Annotated in this window: 7 protein-coding genes; 1 reads left to right on the forward strand and 6 read right to left on the reverse strand. The window is 75.5% G+C overall.

Features of this window, described 5'->3' with window-relative positions; all coding sequences use genetic code 11:
- Positions 1-78 precede the first annotated feature (78 nt).
- Positions 79-3,000 (forward strand): AAA family ATPase, encoded by a 2,922-nt coding sequence (locus ACRAKJ_RS22295; RefSeq protein ID WP_438919882.1) that lies wholly within the window; start codon positions 79-81, stop codon positions 2,998-3,000.
- 62 nt (positions 3,001-3,062) lie between these two features.
- Here the strand turns inward: ACRAKJ_RS22295 and ACRAKJ_RS22300 are convergent, their stop codons facing one another.
- From ACRAKJ_RS22300 to ACRAKJ_RS22325, 6 genes are all read right to left on the reverse strand, one after another.
- Positions 3,063-5,345: a lantibiotic dehydratase gene (locus tag ACRAKJ_RS22300; RefSeq protein ID WP_438919881.1), complete on the reverse strand. Its 2,283-nt coding sequence runs from the start codon at positions 5,343-5,345 to the stop codon at positions 3,063-3,065.
- A gap of 14 nt (positions 5,346-5,359) precedes the next feature.
- On the reverse strand, positions 5,360-6,295 hold the full coding sequence (locus ACRAKJ_RS22305; RefSeq protein WP_438919880.1) for a pyridoxal-phosphate dependent enzyme: 936 nt from the start codon (positions 6,293-6,295) through the stop codon (positions 5,360-5,362).
- Entirely contained in the window at positions 6,292-8,631 is a 2,340-nt protein-coding gene (locus ACRAKJ_RS22310) for a lantibiotic dehydratase (RefSeq protein WP_438919879.1), read from the reverse strand. The genes ACRAKJ_RS22305 and ACRAKJ_RS22310 overlap by 4 nt, the downstream gene beginning before the upstream one ends.
- Complete coding sequence (locus ACRAKJ_RS22315; RefSeq protein ID WP_438919878.1) at positions 8,624-9,196, reverse strand: hypothetical protein; 573 nt, start codon at positions 9,194-9,196, stop codon at positions 8,624-8,626. Before ACRAKJ_RS22315 ends, ACRAKJ_RS22310 begins: the two co-directional genes overlap by 8 nt.
- A gap of 213 nt (positions 9,197-9,409) precedes the next feature.
- Positions 9,410-10,927, reverse strand: coding sequence for an amidase (locus ACRAKJ_RS22320; protein WP_438919877.1), 1,518 nt, complete (start codon positions 10,925-10,927; stop codon positions 9,410-9,412).
- Complete coding sequence (locus tag ACRAKJ_RS22325; protein WP_438919876.1) at positions 10,924-18,201, reverse strand: amino acid adenylation domain-containing protein; 7,278 nt, start codon at positions 18,199-18,201, stop codon at positions 10,924-10,926. Before ACRAKJ_RS22325 ends, ACRAKJ_RS22320 begins: the two co-directional genes overlap by 4 nt.
- Positions 18,202-18,294 lie beyond the last annotated feature (93 nt).

Raw genomic sequence — 18,294 nt, forward strand, 5'->3', positions numbered from 1 at the left:
TTCAGCCCAACGGATCCACATCCTTCATCGGTTAACAGTTTTCCATGTGGATTCACACTCGGGTGCTAATATCCGATTGTGGCTCATCGTTCGACGGAACTGGTCGGTCGTGAACGGGAACTGCACGTGATCGCCGACGCGATCGCCGACGCGGGCAACGGGCGCGGCCGGACCGTCTTCGTCACCGGTGAGCCCGGTATCGGCAAGTCGCGGCTGCTCTCGGCCGCCACCGAACTGGGGCACGCGGCGGGCATGGGCCTGCTGCGGGGGCGCGCCAGCAGCATCGGCCCGACCGCACCGTTCCGCCCGCTGACCGAAGCGATCCTCTACCTGCTCCGCGCGGAACCGGTGGACCCCGCCGAGCTGGGACCGTACGGGCCGATCCTCGGCCGGATCGTGCCCGGGTGGGGCGAGCCGCCCGCGGGGTACGACGGCGACTCCCTGGTCGTGCTCGCCGAGTCGATCCTGCAGCTGACCGGCCTGGTCGGTCGCGGTCGCGGCTGCCTGATCGCCCTCGACGACCTGCACGACGCCGACGCCGAGACGCTCTCCGCGCTCGAGTACCTGGTGGACAACATCGACCGGCAGCCCGTCCTGCTGGTGGTCGCCCTCCGCGACGAGGAGTGCGCCGCGCGCGTACTGGCCGCCACGGCGGCGCAGCGGGGGCGCTGCACGCCGATCGAACTGGACCGGCTGACCCGGGCCGATCTGCACCCGCTCGCCGGTTCCTGCCTGGAGGTCGACCCCGACCGCGTCCCGGACGACATCGTGGACCTGTTGTGGGCGGGCAGCGCGGGCAACCCGTTCACGGCCGAGGAACTGGTCACGATCATGGCCGACGACGGCGTGATCACCAGCGACGGGGACTCGTGGTCGCTCGCGCCGGACCTGGCCCCGACGCTGACCGCCGGGCTGTCGCGCCCGCTCGCGCGGCGGGTGGCGGGCGTCGGCCCGCGGACCCGCGAGGTGCTGGCGGTCGCGGCGACGTTCGGCTCGCGGTTCCCGCTGCCGGTGGTGCGGCTGGTCACCGGGCTGACCGACCACGCCCTGCTGAGCCTGCTCCAGGACGACCTGGCCGGTCACCTGGTGGCGCCGGACGAGCAGTCGCCCGACTGGTACGCCTTCCACCACCAGCTCAGCCGGGAGGCGGTCCTGGCGCAGCTCGGCGACGGCGAGCAGGCCCGGCTGGCGGCCTCGGTCGCCGACGCCGTCGACACCCTCCACCCCGACCACCCCGGCGAGTGGTGCGAGGTGGCGGCGCGGCTCCGGCTGGACGCGGGCGACCGGCAGGCGGCGGGCAGGCATTTCGCCGAGGCGGGCTGCCGCGCCTTGGCGCTCGGCGCGGCGAAGTCGGCCGCAACCCTGCTGACCAGGGCGTGGGAACTGCTGGCCGAGGAGCCGTCGACCCGGGCCACCGTGCTGGGCGAGCTGGTGCCCGCGCTGGCCGAGGCGGGGCTGGTGGAGCAGGCGCTGGCCTCGGTCGGCGACGCGCAGCGCGTGCACGACCTGATCCCGCGGCAGCGCGCCGCCCTGCACACCCAGCTGGCCTGGGCGGCCACCGTCGCCGGGCTGGCGGACCGGGCGCAGTCGCAGGTGGAGGCGGCGCGGGCGCTGCTGGCGCCGGACGCGGCGGCCGAGGACACCGCGCCGCTGGACGTGGTCGACGCGCACCTGGCCCTCGACCGGGTCGGGACCGGCCAACTGGGCGCCGCGGAGCGGATCGCGCGCAAGGCGGTGGCCGTCGCCGACTCCGCGCCGCTGCCGGTCGTGGCCTGTCAGGCGTGGCAGCTGCTCGGCTCGATCGTCCGGCACCGCGACCCCGACGAGGCCACGGTGTGCCTGGAACGCGCCCATTCCCTCGCGATGCGGCACGGCCTGCCGATCTGGCAGATCCACGCGCTGATCCGGCTCGGTGACGACGACGCGCTGCGCCACGGCGACGTGGCCCGGCTGGAGCGCGCCCGCGACCGGGCCCACCGGGCGGGCGCGGTCACCGCACGCCACCAGGCCGACGCGGGCATCGCCCTGCACCTGATCCTGCGGGGCGAGTACGCCGCCGCCCGCGCGCTCATCGACGAGGTGCACGCGTCCACGAGCCGATTACACCTGCTGGACACCACCAGGCGCATGACCCTGCTGCGCGCGGTGCTCGCCGCGCACGAGTGCGACCGCGCCGGGGTGGACGACTCGATGGCCGAGTTCGTGCGCCGCGGGGGCAACACGACGTCGCACGCCGCGCACGTGCACGGGCTCTCCGGCGCGTTCTGCTCGCTGCTGGAGGAGGACCGCCCGCGCGCCCTCGCCGACACCACCCGCGCGGTGTCCGGCGTGCACGACGGGTCGAGCATCCACCACCTCTCCGGCCGCCACGGCCTGCACGTGCTGCTGCGAGTGCTCTCCGGTGACGCGGACCGGGCCGAGCACGGCACGGTGACCTCCGACCCGGCCAGCGCGCTGCGCTGGGACCGGCAGTTCACGGCGTTCGCCGACGCGGTCCTGCTGGGCCGCTCGGGCCGCACCGCCGACGCCGCGCGCGCGGTCGCCGCGGCCGAGGACGTGGGCGAGCCCTACCCGATGGCCCGCAACCTGGGTCTGCGGCTGGTCGGCGAAGCGGCGCTGAAGGACGGCTGGGGCGACCCGGCCGCGTGGCTGCGGACCGCCGAGACCTACTTCTACGGCCGCGGGGTGACCACGGTGGCGGACGCTTGCCGCGCGCTGCTGCGCCGCGCGGGTGCGCGGGTGCCGCAGCGGCGCACCGGGGTCGACCGGATCCCACCCGCCCTGCGCTCGGCCGGGATCACGCCGCGCGAGTACGAGGTGCTGGGCTGGCTGGTCGGGCGACTGGGCAACCACGAGATCGCGGCGCGGCTGCACCTGTCCCCGCGCACGGTCGAGCGGCACGTCTGCAACATCATGACCAAGACCGGGCAGCCCAACCGGATCGCGCTCGGGGCGTACGCGGCGGCGTTCGTCGGCCGGGACGCGGCCGAGCGGGACTGACCCGCGCCGGCTCGGCGCGCCGCGGGAAGGGCGCGCAGACGGACCGGCCGCGGTGGCGCGGGTCACCGATCGGGCCGGTCGACCGCGACGAAGCGCAGCTCCGAGGTGTACCGCGCGCCCGCGTCGTCGACCAGCCACGCCTGCTCCGGGGTCGGCAGCATCTCCGTCACCACCACCCGGCCCGCGGGGGCGCGGCGGGCGAGCCTGCGCACCGCCTTGGCCAGCACGTTCACGTACACCGGCGCGTCGAAGTCCACGTAGAACGGTCGTGGCTCGCCGGGCAGCACCGCGAACGCGAACCGCGGCAGGCCCAGCGACCTCGCCCACGCCCTCGCCAGCACGAACCGCCGCGCCTCCGACTTCTGCTCGGCGAAGGTCAGCGCGCCCACGTCCACCGACCAGGACTCCCGGGCCACCACCAGCCGGTCGACCGCCACCCGGGGCGTGTGGTCGGCGTCGGCGGGCAGGACCTGGAACAGGTCCATGGCCAGCGTGGTGAGCACGTGGCCGAACACGTCGAGCACGGGGAACTCGGCGCCGTCGGGCAGCACGGCCACCAGGTCGCCGCCGCGCTCGCGCACGCGGGCGTCGGCGCTGAGCACCGCGCGGTCGCGCCGGAGGTCGGCCGTGTTGTCGACCAGGGCGACGCGGTAGTCCTCCGGGCGCGCCAGCGAGTAGTGGATGCGGGTCGACAGCCGTGACCGGTGCTCTTTGGGCAGCACCGGCAGCAGGCGCGGACCGGGGAAGTCGGTCGTCGTCTCGGCCACCAGCTCCCCCGGCGCGGGGTGCTGGTTGACGAACAGGGACGCGCCGAGGGTGTTGGCCGCGACGTGCAGCTCGCCGAGCACCAGGTCGACATCCCCTCGGCGCAGGTGCTCGTCGTCGGCGGCGACGACGAAGACGTCCGGGCTGGCGTAACGGGCCGCGCCCCAGCGGGCGCCGGGCTCGCCGAACGCCTCCCGCACCCGGTCGGCGATGTCGGTGCCGCGGACCCGGACCCGCCGGGCGCCCGGCGCGATGTCGAGGACCCGCGCCCACCTGGTGGACAGCGCGCGGCGCAGCGACTCCGCCTCGGCCGCCGCGGTGCCGTGCAGGACCGGCATGCACGCGAACCAGAACGCGGCCAGGTCGACCGACCCGGCGGCGGCGAGGTCCGCGTGGACCCGCCGGACGCCGTCCAGCACCGCGTCGGCCAGCCGCGCGGTCAACCAGGACGCGGCGGTCAGCAGGAGGTCGAGCGGGGCGAGGGCGGTCAGCACCCCGGCCCCGACGCGGGTGCTGCCCGCGCGGACGCAGTCCGCGTACACCAGTCCGCGGCCGGGCGCGGTGCCCGCGCCCTTGGTGCGGGTGGTGGCCGCGCCGGTCACCGCGGTGAACTCGCAGGCCAGGGCGTCGAGCGCGGCGGGCAGGTCCGCGTGCGCCGCCGTGCGCACCTGGTCGCGGGCGCGTTCGAGCCCGTCGAGCACCGCGAGGCCGCGGTGGCGCAGATCGGCGTCCCCGACGCCGGTCAGCCACGCACGCAGGTGCCGCTCCGGACGGGCCCCCGCGGGCAGGTCCAGCCGCTGGACGACCCAGCGGCGGCGGCACAGCTCCGCCAGCGCGGCGGCGACGTCGACCCCGTCCCCCAGCTCCCGTTGGATCGCCTGCTCGGTGCGGACGCCGTCGCAGAGGTCGAGGACGCCGCGCAGCTCCGCCGGGATGGTCGTGGGGGGCAGGCCCGGCAGCACGACCGCGCCCCCGTCGACGTCCTCGTCGACGCGGACGAACGGGACCCGGCGCGGCGCGATCCACCGCCGCGCGGCCGGGTCCGCGCTCAGCACGCCCGCGAGCGCGTCGACCGACCAGCTGGAGAAGTACACGGTGGACCGGGCGACCAGGCCGCGACCGGCGTCGACCTCCAGCCCGGGGATCGTTCCGTCCCACCGGCCCCACCCCACCGGGCCGAAGAAGCCGATCGTGTCGTTCTTCACGCAGAACCGCTGCCAGTAGTGCGCCACCAACTCCTCGCGCTGCCGGGGCTTGCTGGTGCGGCCCGCCGCGGAGGGGCGCCACGCGGTGAACGGGTCGACACCGGTCCGCAGCGCGGCGGGGTTCTGCCACTGGACCGCTGCCCGGAACGCGGGCAGGGCGGCCACCGCTTGCAGCTCGACGGCGGTTTCCACGGCCGACTCGGCGAACCGCTCCTCGAACAGCTCCCACGTCGGCCCGGAGAGAACCGGACCCAGCTCGTCGGCGGCCGCGGCGAGCCCGTCCGGGGCCAGCCTGAGCACGCCGTCGGCGGGGAACCCCGCACCGCGCACCGCGAACTGGTCCCACAGCCGCCACCGCTCGCTCAACCACACCATGCCGGTAGCACTCCTCACGTCGTCGGGGTCGGGCGGCGCGCGGGCTGCCGGGGCGTGTTCCCGCCGGAGACGATGACGGCGACCCGCCCGCGCGGCCGGGCGAGCAGCGCACCCGCGAGGGCGGCGCTGCCGCTGGGCTCCGCCGCCACGCCGTTGCGGTGCAGCAGGTCCATCGCGTCGAGGATGGCCTCGTCGGTGACCGAGAGCATCGCGTCGACCCGGTGCTGGACGATCGGGAACGGGATCTCGCCGGGGCGCTGGCCGCGCAGCCCGTCGGCGACGGTGTCCGAGGGCGGGACCTCGACCGGGCGGCCCGCGGCGATCGACCGGGCGTAGCGCGGCGCACCGGCGGGCTCCACACCGGTGATGCGCGTCCGCGCGCGCAGCCCGTCGGCAGCCAGGCACACCCCGGCCAGCAGGCCGCCACCCCCGGTCGGCACGAAGATCTCGTCCAGGTCCGGGACGTCCTCGAACACCTCGAGCCCCACGGTCCCCGCGCCCGCGACCACCAAGCGGTGGTCGGAGGACGGCACGAACACGGCCCCGGAGTCGAGCGCGAGCTCGCGCGCGCACCGGTCCCGCTCGGCCACGCCGCCGGGCACCTCGACGACCGCGGCGCCGAGCCCGCGGACGACGTCCAGCTTGTCCGCGCGGGCGCCCGCCGCGACGACCACCGTCACCTCGACGCCCAGCGCGGCGCCCAGCCGGGCGACCGCGATGCCGTGGTTGCCCGACGAGCCGGTCACGACCCGGGTGGCGGCCACGTCGAGCATCGCGTTGGCCGCGCCGCGCGTCTTGAACGAACCGCCGAACTGCAGGTGCTCGGCTTTGAGCAGGAACCCCGGCACGCCGTCCGGCGACAGCAGGGGCGTGCGGCGGACCCGGCCCGCGATCCGCCGCGCCGCGGCGAGCACGCCCGCGGCGCCGGAGCGGTGCACGTCGACGGTCATCGGCCGGACTGGTCGACCGCGACGAACCGCAGCTCCGAGGTGTAGCGCTCCCCCGCGTCGTCGACCAGCCACGCCTGCTCGGGGGACGGCAGCATCTCGGTCACCACCACCCGGCCGTCGGCGTCGCGGCGGGCCAGGCGGCGCACCGCCTTGGCGAAGACGTTCACGTACACCGGGGCGTCGAAGTCCACGTAGAACGGTCGCGGTTCCCCGGCCAGCACCACGAACGCGTACCGCGGCAGACCCAGCGACCTCGCCCACCGCCGCGCCGCGACGAACCGGCGCGCCTCGGTCTTCTCCTCGGCGAAGACCGCGTCGGCCACGGGCACCGACCACGACTCCCGCGCCACCACCAGCCGGTCCACCGACACCCGCGGCGAGTGGTCGGCGTCGGCACGCAGGGAGAACCGGTCCATGACCCGGTTGGTCATCGCGTTGCTGAAGACGTCGAGCAGGTCGAACTCCGCGCCGTCGGGCAGCACGGCCACCAGGTCGTCGCCGCGCTCGAGGACCTGGACGTCGGCGCTGAGCACCGTGCGCTCCCGCCGCGGGTCCACGGTGTGGTCGACCAGTGCCACGTAGTAGTCCTCCGGCCGGTCCAGGGCGATGCGGCTGCGTGCCGACCACCGCGGCGGCTGCTCCTTGGGCAGCATCGGCAGCAACCGCGGGCCGGGGAAGTCGGTCGCGGTCTCGGCGAGCAGCCGGTCGGCGTCCGGGTGCTGCATCACCCACAGCGACGTGCTGGTGGTGTTCATCGCGATGTGCAGCTCGCCCAGCACCAGCTCGAAGTTCCCGCGCGCCACCTCGGCGGCGTCCTCGGCGACGACGAACACGTCCGGGCTGACGTAGCGGGCCTGCGGCCAGGTCGGTCCCGGCTCCCCGAACTCCTCGCGCACCCGGTCGGCGATGTCCTCGGTGGACCGCTGGACCCTGCGGGCTCCGTCGGGGACGGCCAGAACCCGCGCCCAGCGCGCGCGCAGCTCGGCCTGGATCAGGTCGAGGTCGGCGATCGACTCCCCGTGCGGTGCGGGCAGGCACTCCATCCACAGCGAGGCGAGGTCCACGGTGCCGCCCCGGCCGCGCAGGCGCTCGTAGACCTGCCGGACGCGGGCGCCGACGGCCTCGGCGAACCGGGCCGTCATCCAGCGGGCGGCGGTCAGGCACAGGGTGAGCGGCGTCAGCGCATCGCGGACGTCGGTGCCGAGGCGAACGGTGGCCGATCTGCGGCAGTCGGAGTAGATCAGCGCGCGGCACGGCGCGGTGCGGGTGCCCTTGGTGCGCTGCGCGGCGACCTGGGTCAGCTCCTCGAACTCGGTCTCCAGCGCGGTGAACGCCGCCGACAGGGCGTCGGCGTCGGTGCCGGCCGCCCGGATGCGCTCCGCGCCGCGTTCGAGCACGGCCACCTTGGTCAGCGCGTCCCGCCGCGCGGCGGGGTCGGCCACCCGGTCCAGCAGGTCCCGCAGGTGCCGCTCGGGGTGCGCGCACGTCGGCACTTCCAGCCGCCACACGAGCAGGCGCCGGCGCACCAGCCCGTCGAGCACGCCCACGACGGCGTCCTCGGTCACCTCCTCGCCGAGGTTGTCGGACACGTCCGCCGCGAGCTGCCCGGGCAGCCGGGTGCCGTCGCAGCGGACGAGCAGTTCCCGTTCCAGCGGCTCCAGCCACCGCGGCGGCACGCCGGGCATGCGCGCCTCGCCCCCGCCGACGTGCCCGCCGACGTGCCCGTCAACGCGGACGAACGGCACGCGGCGCGGCGCGATCCACGCGCGCATCCGCGGGTCTGCGCCGATCACGCGTGCCACCGCGTCGACGGCCCAGCTGGAGAAGTAGACGGTCGATCCGGCGACCAGGCCCGTTCCCGGGTCGACGTGCACGCCGCTGACCGACTCGTCCCACCGGCCCCAGCCCACCGGGCCGAAGAAGCCGATCGTGTCGTTCTTCACGCAGAACCGCTGCCAGTAGTGCGCCACCAGCTCCTCGCGCTCGCGCCGCTTGCTGGTCCGGCCGTCGACCGACGGGTCCCACGCCAGGAACAGCCCGATCGCCCTGTCGAGCACCGCCGGGTTCTGCCAGGCCACCGCAGCCCGGAACGCCGGTGTCGCGGCGATCCGCTGCAGTTCACGCACGTTGTTCACCATCGCCTCGGAGAGCAGGTCCTCGAAGGCCGTCCACTCCGGGCCGGTGAGCGGGGAGTCGTCGTCGAACTTGTCCGCGGCCTCGGCGAGACCGGAGGGCGCCAGTCGCAGCACGCCCGAGGCGGGGAACCCGGGGCCGCGCAGGGCGAACTCCGTCCAGAGTCGCCACTGCCCGCCCGGCAGGAACACGTCGTCAGTCATGGCTCGGCCGCTCCCCCTGGATGTCGGCGCCCGCGCACCACTCCGGTACGGCGCGGGCGCTGTGGTACTTGTTCTGGGCCTGCGCGAAGGCGCGGCCGGCCGGTCCGTCGAGCACGTCGGCGGCGACCTCCTCGCCGCGGTGGGCGGGCAGGTCGTGCCGCTGCGCCACCACGGCGCCGCTGTGCTGGGCGTTGACCTCCGCCCGGTCGGGGAACCGCTGGTCCGGTCCGTGGCCCAGGGGCGTGCGCAGGCGCAGTTCCGCGCCCGGGAACCGGGAGGGCGCCGGCGCCGACGCGGTGTTGTCGCCCTCGCCGACGTGGAGGACGCGCACCCCTTTCACCCGGCCGAACAGCTGCGCGCCCAGCCGCAGCGCCCCGGCCGAGAAGGCGGTCCGCGTCCTGGTCGAGGTCTTGCGGAACAGCACACCGACGACCGGGTCGCGCAGCGTGCGCCCGCCCGCCCGCTCGCCGAGGGCGTGCTCGACCCCGCGGTGCGCGATCCAGCGCAGGTCGGCGTCGTCGAGGTCGTCGGTGGAGATCAGGTGACGACGTGCGGGGTCGGGCATGGCAACCTCCGTGGTGTGCTCGCCCCAGCGTGCTGCCCGCGGCGGTCGGGCCGGCAGGGAAGGAACGGCAGCATCGGGTGCGTCTGTGTGGCCGGGAACGGGGTGGCCGGGAACGGGGTTGGCCGGGAACGGCATGGGCAAGCCCGCGGGGGTGGACGTGGACGCCGCCGTCGCGCACGCGGTCCGCGCCGGGTCGCTCCGACGGCCCGGCGCTCAGCAGGTCGGCAGGAACCCCGGTGGCCTGCGAGCACGCGCGACCTGCTCGAACGCGTAGGCCAGCGCCAGCACCGCGGGCTCGCCGTAGCGGCCCGCCATGATCGACAAGCCGACCGGCAGCGCGCCGACGAACCCCATCGGGACGGTGGCGTTGGCGTAACCGGACACCGCGGCGGGCGTGGACGAGCCGAACAGGTACCGGTCGCCCTGGCCCAGGGTGGTCCGCCACGCCGGGGCGTTCGTCGGCGCCGCGACCGCGTCCAGCCCGTGCGCGCGGAGGGTGTCGTCCAGCCCCCGGCGGGCGGCGCCGCTCGCCGCCGCGCGCAGGCGCAGGTACTCCGGGTCGCCCGGGTTACCCGAGGTGGCCTGCGCCTCCTCGAACAGCTCCTGCCCGAAGTGGCCCATCTCGGCCTCCGCGTTGGCCTCGTTGAAGGCGATCAGCCCGGCCAGGTCCGGCGGGTGGTCGCCGGGAGTCGCCGCCAGGTACCGGTTGATGCCGTGCTTGAACTCGTGCGTCATCGCGGGCAGCTCGGCGCGGCCCACCGCGTCCAGCTCCGGGATCGCCACCTCGACCGCGGTCGCACCCGCCGACTCCAGCAGCGCCACGGCGCGGGCGAAGGCCACCATGGTCTCCGGGCTGGTGCCGCGGGTCGGGTCCCACACACCGATCCTCTTGTCGCGCAACGCGTTCGGGTCCAGGAACCCCGTGTAATCCGGGCGCTCGGGGGCGTGCGCGGTGGCCGGGTCCGCGCCGTCGCGGCCGCTGAGCACGCCCAGCAGGATCGCCGCGTCGGTGACGGTGCGGGCCATGGGCCCGGCGGTGTCCTGCACCCCCGAGATCGGCACCAGGCCGTGGCGGCTGACCAGCCCGGTGCTCGGCTTGACGCCGACGACGCCGGTGGCGCCCGCCGCGGTGACGATCGACCCGTTGGTCTCCGTGCCGACCGCGACCGGGGCCAGGTGCGCCGCGACCGCCGCCGCCGAACCGCTCGACGAGCCGCAGGTGTTGCGGTCGAGCGCGTACGGGTTGGCGGTCTGCCCGCCGACCGCGCTCCACCCGCTGGAGGAGCGCCGGTCGCGGAAGTTCGCCCACTCCGACAGGTTGGCCTTCCCGAGGACCACCGCCCCGGCGGCGCGCAGCCGCCGCACCAGGTGGGCGTCCGCGGCCGGCCGCGCCCCGAGCAGGGCGAGGGAGCCCGCGGTGGTCGGCTGCCGGTCCGCGGTGTCGATGTTGTCCTTGAGCAGCACCGGGATGCCGTCCAGCGGCCCGAGCCGCCCGCCCGCGCGCCTGCGGCGGTCGCTCTCCTCCGCCAGGCGCCGGGCGTCCGGGTTGGTCGCGACCACCGCGTGCAGGCGGGGGTTGAGCGCGCGGATGCGGTCCAGGTAGAACGCGGTCAGCTCGGCCGAGGTCAGCCGACCCGCGTCCATCGCGCGGTGCAGGTCCGGGATGGTGGCCTGCTCCAGGTCCACCCCGGCCACCTCGGGGCCGTGGACGGCGGCGGTACCGGAGGTCACGGGCCGACCTCCTCGGTCGCCTCCATGAGCGTCGTCAGCAGCCCGGCGAGGTTCGCCACGTGCGGCGGGCGCAGCACGCCCATGTGGTCGCCGCCGACCCGGTGGATCTTGAGACCGCCCGGGGCCAGCTTGACCCAGCGGTCCTGGTACTGCGCGTAGGTCTGCCCCTGGTTGGTGCTGTGCAGGCCGTCGGCCAGCTCGTCGCCCACGAGCAGGTGGGTGCGCCCGGGGTAGGGGCGCTGGCGGTAGCCGAGCATCGCCTGGGTCAGCTCGCGCCACACCCGGATGCGGCGCGGCCAGAACGTGTCCCCGGGGTTGGGCGGCTCCTTGGTGCCCTCGTCGATGATGTAGTCGAGCACCTCGGCGAACTGGCGCCGCACCTCGGCGACCTCCTCGGCGCTGGTCGCGACGTCGAGCTGTTGGAGCAGGTTCTCGCCGCGCAGGAAGACGGCGGTCTCCTCCCACATGCTCTCCCGCTTGTAGAAGTCCTGGGCGGGGTCGAGCAGCATCAGCGTGACCTGGTCGCCGTCGCGCTGCATCACGCGGGCCATCTCGCCGGTGACCAGGCCACCGGCGCACCAACCGAGCAGGTGGTACGGGCCGTGCGGGCGCAGCGCGCGGACCTGCTCGACGAACAGCGCGGCCACGCTCGCGATGCCCTGCGGCGGCGGGGTGTCGCGGTGCAGGCCGGGCCACTCCAGCGCGGCCACCGGCCGGTCGACGCCGATCCGGTCGGCCAGCCCCCTGTACCACAGGCCGCCACCGGGGTACATGCAGAACAGAGGGGGCTTGTCCCCGGTGCGGCGCAGCCACACCACGGCCTCGCCCGCCCACGACGCCGCCGACTCCACCGACGCGGCCAAGGTGGGCGGGAAGCCGCCCTGGATGGCCGGGTCCACCGCCGTGGCCAGGTCCATCACCGTGCGGTTGGCGTAGAAGTCGCGCAGCTCCACCGGGAGGCCGTGCTCTTCGCGCAGCTCCACCAGCACTCGGATCACCAGCAGCGAGTGCACACCGAGGTCGCTGAAGGGCACGTCGACGCCCACCTGGTCGACGCCGAGCGCCTTGGCGAGCACGGTGGCGAGGATGTTCTCCACCGCCGTGCGGGGGGCGAGCGCGGCGCGGGCCGTCGCCGCCGGCTCCGGCAGCGCCTTGGTGTCGAGCTTGCCGCTGGGGGTGGTGGGGAGCTCGTCGAGCACGACCCACGCCGACGGGACCAGGTATTCGGGCACGACGCCCGCGAGCAGGTCGGGCAACCCGGCGGGGTCCGGTCCGCCCTCGTCCGCGGGCACCAGGTAGGCCACCAGCTCCTGGTCGCCGTGGGCGGTGCGGCGGGCGCGGACGGCGACCTCGCGCAGCGCGGCGCAGGCGCGCAGCACCGACTCCACCTCGCCGAGCTCGACCCGGTAACCGCGGATCTTGACCTGGTCGTCGGCGCGGCCCGCGAACTCCAGCACGCCGTCGGGCCGGTACCGGACCAGGTCGCCGGTGCGGTAGAGCCGCTCGCCGACCGCGTACGGGTCCGGCACGAACCGGTCCGCCGTGAGGTCGGGGCGGCCGCGGTAGCCGCGGGCCAGCTGGGCCCCGCCGATGTGCAGCTCACCGAGCACGCCGATCGGCACCGGCCGCAGGTCGGCGTCCAGCACGCGCAACACGGTGTTCGCGGCCGGGCGGCCGATCGGCACCGGCCCGGCGTCGAGGTCACCGGCCGGGCGCACGTGCGCGGCGCAGCCCACGGTCGCCTCGGTCGGACCGTACTCGTTCTCCACCAGCGTGTCCGGGGCGTGCCGGGTCCAGGCGGCCAGCACGTCCCTGGTCAGTTCCTCGCCGCCGACGACGAGCCGGTCGGTGGCCGCGGCCAGGGCCTCGGCGGGCAGCAGCCGGGCGAGTGCCGCCAGGTGCGACGGGGTGACCTTGACCAGCCCGAACCCGCCGCCGCGCAGGGCGTCGACGAGCCCTTCGATCGCGGGGGCGCCGTCGTCGGGGGTCAGGGTCACCGGCCTGCCCGCCAGCAGCGCCGGGAACAGCGAGGTGACCGGCAGGTCGAAGGCCATCGACGAGTACAGCGGTGAGCTCCCGGCGGAGTCCGCGCGCCAGCACAGGTAGTTGACCAGGTTGCGGTGCTCGACCTGGACGCCCTTGGGGGTGCCGGTCGAGCCGGAGGTGTAGATGACGTAGGCCAGCGAGCGCGGCGCGGCGGTCCGGCCGAGGTCGTCGGCGGGCTCCGCGGCGATGGCCGGGTCGGCGACCAGGACCGCCGCGCGGTCGGGCACCCGGTCGGCGAGGGCGTCCTCGGTGACCACGGTGGTCGCGCCGGCCTCGGTGAGCACGGCGGCCAGCCGCTTCGCCGGGTGGCCGGGGTCGAGCGGCAGGTAGGCCGCGCCCGCCTTGAGGACGGCCAGCAGCGCGGTCACCAGGTCCGGGCCGCGCCGCAGCAGCACGCCGACGAGGTCCTCCGGTCCGGCTCCCCGGCGGCGCAGGTGGCGGGCCAGGCGGTTGGCGCGGGCGTTGAGGTCGGCGAAGGTGACCTCGGTCCCGTCCGCGCACCGCAGCGCGGTCGCCCTCGGGGTCGCGGCGACCCGGCGCTCGAACAGCTCGTGCACGCAGGCGTCCGGGTACTCGGCGACCGGGCCCGCCGCGAACGACAGCAGCCGCTCGACCTCGGCGTGCGCGAGTGCGGCGCCGCGGACGTCGCCGTCGGGATCGGCGGCCATGGCTTCGAGGACCCGCCGGTACATCGCGGCGAGCGCGGGCGCGTGCGCCGGGGCGATCCGGTCGGCCTGGGCCCGGAAGTGCAGGACGCCGGGGAAGCTCCACACGTCGACGCCGAACCCGTTGTAGCTCTCGTCGACGATCTTGGCCGTCTCCACCCGGCGGGTGTCGAACACGTGGAAGTCGAGGTAGGCGAAGGAGATGTCGACCAGGGGCCGCTCACCGCCCCAGCGGCGCTGGAGCTCGCCGAGCGGGAACCTGCGGTGCGGCCAGACCGCCACCTCCTCGGCGAAGACCTGCCGGACGAGCCCGGACCAGGTCGTGGCGGTCAGGTCGACGCACACCGGCAGCGGGTTGAGGTGCATGCCCCTGGCCAGCTCGCCACCGGGTTCCTCCAGCCTGCCGTTGTGCACCAGCCCGGTGTGGAACCGGCGCGTGCCGCCGATCGTGCTCAGCACCGTCAGGTGCGCGGCGAACAGCACCGACTTCAGGGAGGAGCCCGCCGCGGCGGCCAGCGCGCGCAACCCGGGCTCCAGGTCGGAGTACCGCACGCTGACCTGGTGCGGCAGGCCGTCGCGGCTCGCCGGCGCCGCCCAGCCGGGCGGCAGCTCGACGCGGCCGAAGCGGTCCAGCCGGTCGCGCCAGAACTCCTGGTCGGCTTCGTCGGCGATGGCGCGCTTCTCCAGCGCGATGAAGTCGGCGAAGCGCACCGGCACCCGGGACGGGACGCGGGGCGCCACGCCGTCCCGGCAGGCGCGGTAGGTGTCCAGCAGCTCTTCGAGCAGCGAGTGGTGGCTCCAGCCGTCCAGGACGGCGTGGCACTCGACGAACGCCAGCGTCCAGCGGCGCTCGGCGGTCTGGTGGGCGTGGAAGCGCACCATGGGCGCCTCGGTCACGTCCAGCGGGTGGCGGCGGGCCTCGGCGACGAACTCGGCCAGGGCGGCGTCGGCCCGGTCCTCGGCGAGGCCGCGCAGGTCGTCGTACCCGACGTGCATGGGGGCGTCGCGGTGCACGAGCTGCATGGGCTCGCGGAAGGTGGTCAGGTCGAAGCTGGTGCGCAGGATCTCGTGCCGCCGCACCAGCAGCGCCGCCGCCTCGCGCAGCGCGGGCAGCGCGAACGGGGCGTCGTCGACGACCGGGAACAGCGTGACGTTGTGGTAGAGCCCGACGTCCTTGTCCGCGACCATCTCGTAGACCATCGCGGTCTGGCCCATGGACATCGGGTAGGCGTCGGCCAGGCCCTCCGGCAGCGCAGCCCGGTCGGCCTCGCCGACCAGTTCGAAGGGGGCGACCCGGTGGTCGTCGACCGGGCCGACTGCCGCTCCGGCGACCCGGGTGAGACCTTCGACGGTCTGGTGCAGCATCAGGTCCTGCACCGTGACCGGCAGGCCGCGTTCGCGCAGCGCGCCCACCACCTGGATGGCCCGGATGGAGTCGCCGCCGAGGGCGAAGAAGTTGTCGTCCACGCCGACCGGCCCGACGCCGAGCGCGGTGCCCCACAGTTCGGCCATGGCCTGCTCGGCCGGGTCGCGGGGGGCGACCCGCTCCGCGCGCGGGGCCCGGCCCGTCGCGGGGTCGGGCAGCGCCGCCCGGTCGACCTTCCCGTTGGCGGTCACGGGGAACCGTTCCAGCAGCACGAAGGCCGCCGGGACCATGTAGGCGGGCAGGACCGCGCCGAGGTGGTCGCGCAGGTCCGCGGCGTCGACCCGCCGATCGGCGACCGGCACGGCGTAGGCGACGAGCTGCTGCTCCCCCGAGCCGGGCGCGCGGCGTGCGAGCACCACGGCGCGGGCGACCGCGGGGTGGCCGGTGAGCGCGGCCTCGACCTCGCCGGGCTCGATGCGGTGGCCCCGGATCTTGACCTGCTCGTCGGCGCGGCCGACGAACTCCAGGTCGCCGTCGGGGGTGCGGCGGGCCAGGTCGCCGGTGCGGTACATCCGGGCACCGGGGCGCGGGGCGTACGGGTCGGGCCCGAACCGGTCGGCGGTGAACACGGTGCGGCCGAGGTAGCCGAGGGCCAGGCCCGGCCCGGACACGTACAGCTGGCCGACCACGCCGACCGGCACCGGGTCGAGGTCGCGGTCGAGCAGGTAGAGGCGCAGGTCGGGCAGAGGCACGCCGATGGGGCTGCGCGCCCCGGCGGCGACGTCGGCCGCCCGCAGCCTGCGGCGGGTCACGTGCACGGTCGTCTCGGTGATCCCGTACATGTTGACCACGGCGGGTCGTTCGTCGCCGAAGTGGTCGAACCACGGCGCCACCTCGGTGGTGTCGACGGCCTCGGCGCCGAGCACGACGGTCCGCAGCGCCAGCGAACTCGGCGGTGTGCGCGCCTCGACGACCGCGTCGACCAGCCCGCGGAACGCCGACGGGGTCTGGTTGAGCACGGTGACGCCCTCGGTGACGAGCAGGTTGAGGAAGTCCCACGGCGAACGGGACACCGCGAACGGCACGACGACGACGCGCCCGCCGTGCAGCAGCGCGCCCCACAGCTCCCAGACGGAGAAGTCGAAGGCGTAGGAGTGGAACAGGGTCCACACGTCGTCCGGGCCGAAGCCGAAGTCGGCGGCGCTGGACCGCAGCAGCCGCAGCACGTTCGCGTGCGTGACCGGGACGCCCTTCGGCCTGCCGGTCGACCCGGAGGTGTAGATCACGTACGCGACGTCGCCCGGCCCGGCCAGGGGCTCGGGGGCGGTGTCGGGCCAGTCGGTGTCCACCTGGTCGAGCAGCACGGCGGTGACCCGCTCGCCCGCCGGCCACTCGACGAGCCCGCCGCGGCTGATCACCACGTCCACCCGGGCGTCGGCGCGCATCACGGCCAGTCGGTCGACGGGCTGCTCGGGGTCCAGCGGCACGTAGCCCGCCCCGGACTTGAGCACCCCGAGCAGCGCCACGACGAGGTCCGCGCCCCGGTCGAGGCTGACGCCGACCAGCCGCCCGGGGCGGGCGCCGAGGGAGCGCAGCCGGTGGGCCAGCCGGTTGGCGCGGGCGTCGAGCTGGGCGTAGGTGAGGTGCTCGCCCGCGGCGGTCACCGCGACGGCGTGCGGGGCGCGGGCGACCTGCGCGGCGAACACCTCGCCCAAGCCCTCCTCGACGGGGAGGACCAGCTCGGGACCGTTGCCCGCGGCCAGCAGCCGGGCGCGCTCGGCGTCGGGGAGCATGGTCAGCCCGGTGGCGCGGCCGTGCGGGTCGGCGACGATGCTCTCCAGCAGCCGGACGAAGTGGTCGGCCACCCGGCGGGCGGTCGCGGCGTCGAAGAGGGCCGTCGCGTACCCGAGCAGGCCGGTGATCGAGCCGTCCGCGCGGGTGGCCAGGGTGAGGTCGAGGTCGAACTTGGCCACCTCCCACCCCACGGGCTCGGGCTCGGCGCCGAGGCCGGGGAGCGACCGCGGCCCGCTGTCGTCGACGAGCTGGAACACCACCTGGAACAGCGGCGTGCTGGACGGGTCGCGTACCCCGGCCAGCTCGTCGACCACCAGGTCGAAGGGCACGTCCTGGTGGGTGTAGGCATCCAGGGCGGTGTCGCGCACCCGGGCGAGGAAGTCGGTGAAGGACAGGCGGTCCGACAACCGGGCGCGCTGCGCGATCATGTTGACGAACATGCCGACCAGGCCCTCGGTGGCGGCCTCGCCACGCCCGGCGACCGGGCTGCCCACGACCACGTCGTCCTGCCCGCAGTAGCGGGCGAGCAGGAGCTGGAACGCGGCGAGCAGAACCATGTGGGGCGTGGCGCCCTGCGCCCGGCCCAGCCGGGTGAGCGCGTCGGCCAGCGGGGCGGGCACGGTGACCGGCTCGGCGGCACCCGCGCTGTCCCGGACGGGCCCGCGGGGCCGGTCGGTCGGCAGTTCCAGCGGGGTGGTCGAGGCGAGCTGCTCGCGCCAGTGGTCGAGCTTCCCGGCGAGTTGCCCGGCCGCCAGGAGGTCGCGTTGCCAGGCGGCGAAGTCCGCGTACTGGACCGGCATCGGTGGCAGCGTGGACGGTGAACCCGTGACGAGCGCCGAGTACAGGCTGTCCAGTTCGGACAGGAGGATGGTCTCGGAGGCTCCGTCGGAGGCGATGTGGTGCACGGACAGGAGGAGCACGTGGTCGTCGTCGGAGAGCCGGACCAGCAGCGCCCGCAGCGGCCAGTCGGCGGCCAGGTCGAGCGGCCGGGTGCCCGCCTCGACGAGGACGCCGGTGAGCGAGTCCGGCTGGGCGGCGATGTCGACCAGCTCGAAGGGCACCGGTCCGGGCGGGTCGATCACCTGTGCCGGCTCGCCACCGGTATCGCCGACGGTGTAGCGGGTGCGCAGCACCTCGTGCCGGGCGACCAGCGCGTCCAGGGCACCGCGCAGCGCGGGCACGTCCACCGCGCCGAGGCGCAGCCGCACCGGGATCAGGTAGTCGGCGCCGCCCGGCCGCATCTGCTCCAGCAGCCACAGCCCGCGCTGCGCGCACGACAGCGGCAGCGGCCGGTCGCGGGGTGCGGGGGTGATCCCGCTCGCCGCCGCGGACCCGAGACCTCGCAGCCGTCGCCGCAGCAGCTCGTCACGGGGATCGCGCCGGGTGTCCGATCGGGTGTCCATTGGTCCGCCCTTTCCTGTCCGGCCACCGAAGACCCGGAGCCAGGGGTGATCAGGGCGAGGATGTCGCGCCGCCGCGGTCGCGCGGCAGGGTGA

This window comes from Saccharothrix sp. DSM 118769 (assembly GCF_052936295.1).

Bases quoted from the DNA above. Each gene is read 5' to 3' on its own strand.
- ACRAKJ_RS22300 (WP_438919881.1), bottom strand. From the start codon at position 5,345: ATGGTGTGGTTGAGCGAGCGGTGGCGGCTGTGGGACCAGTTCGCGGTG.
- ACRAKJ_RS22305 (WP_438919880.1), bottom strand. From the start codon at position 6,295: ATGACCGTCGACGTGCACCGCTCCGGCGCCGCGGGCGTGCTCGCCGCG.
- ACRAKJ_RS22310 (WP_438919879.1), bottom strand. From the start codon at position 8,631: ATGACTGACGACGTGTTCCTGCCGGGCGGGCAGTGGCGACTCTGGACG.
- ACRAKJ_RS22315 (WP_438919878.1), bottom strand. From the start codon at position 9,196: ATGCCCGACCCCGCACGTCGTCACCTGATCTCCACCGACGACCTCGAC.
- ACRAKJ_RS22325 (WP_438919876.1), bottom strand. From the start codon at position 18,201: ATGGACACCCGATCGGACACCCGGCGCGATCCCCGTGACGAGCTGCTG.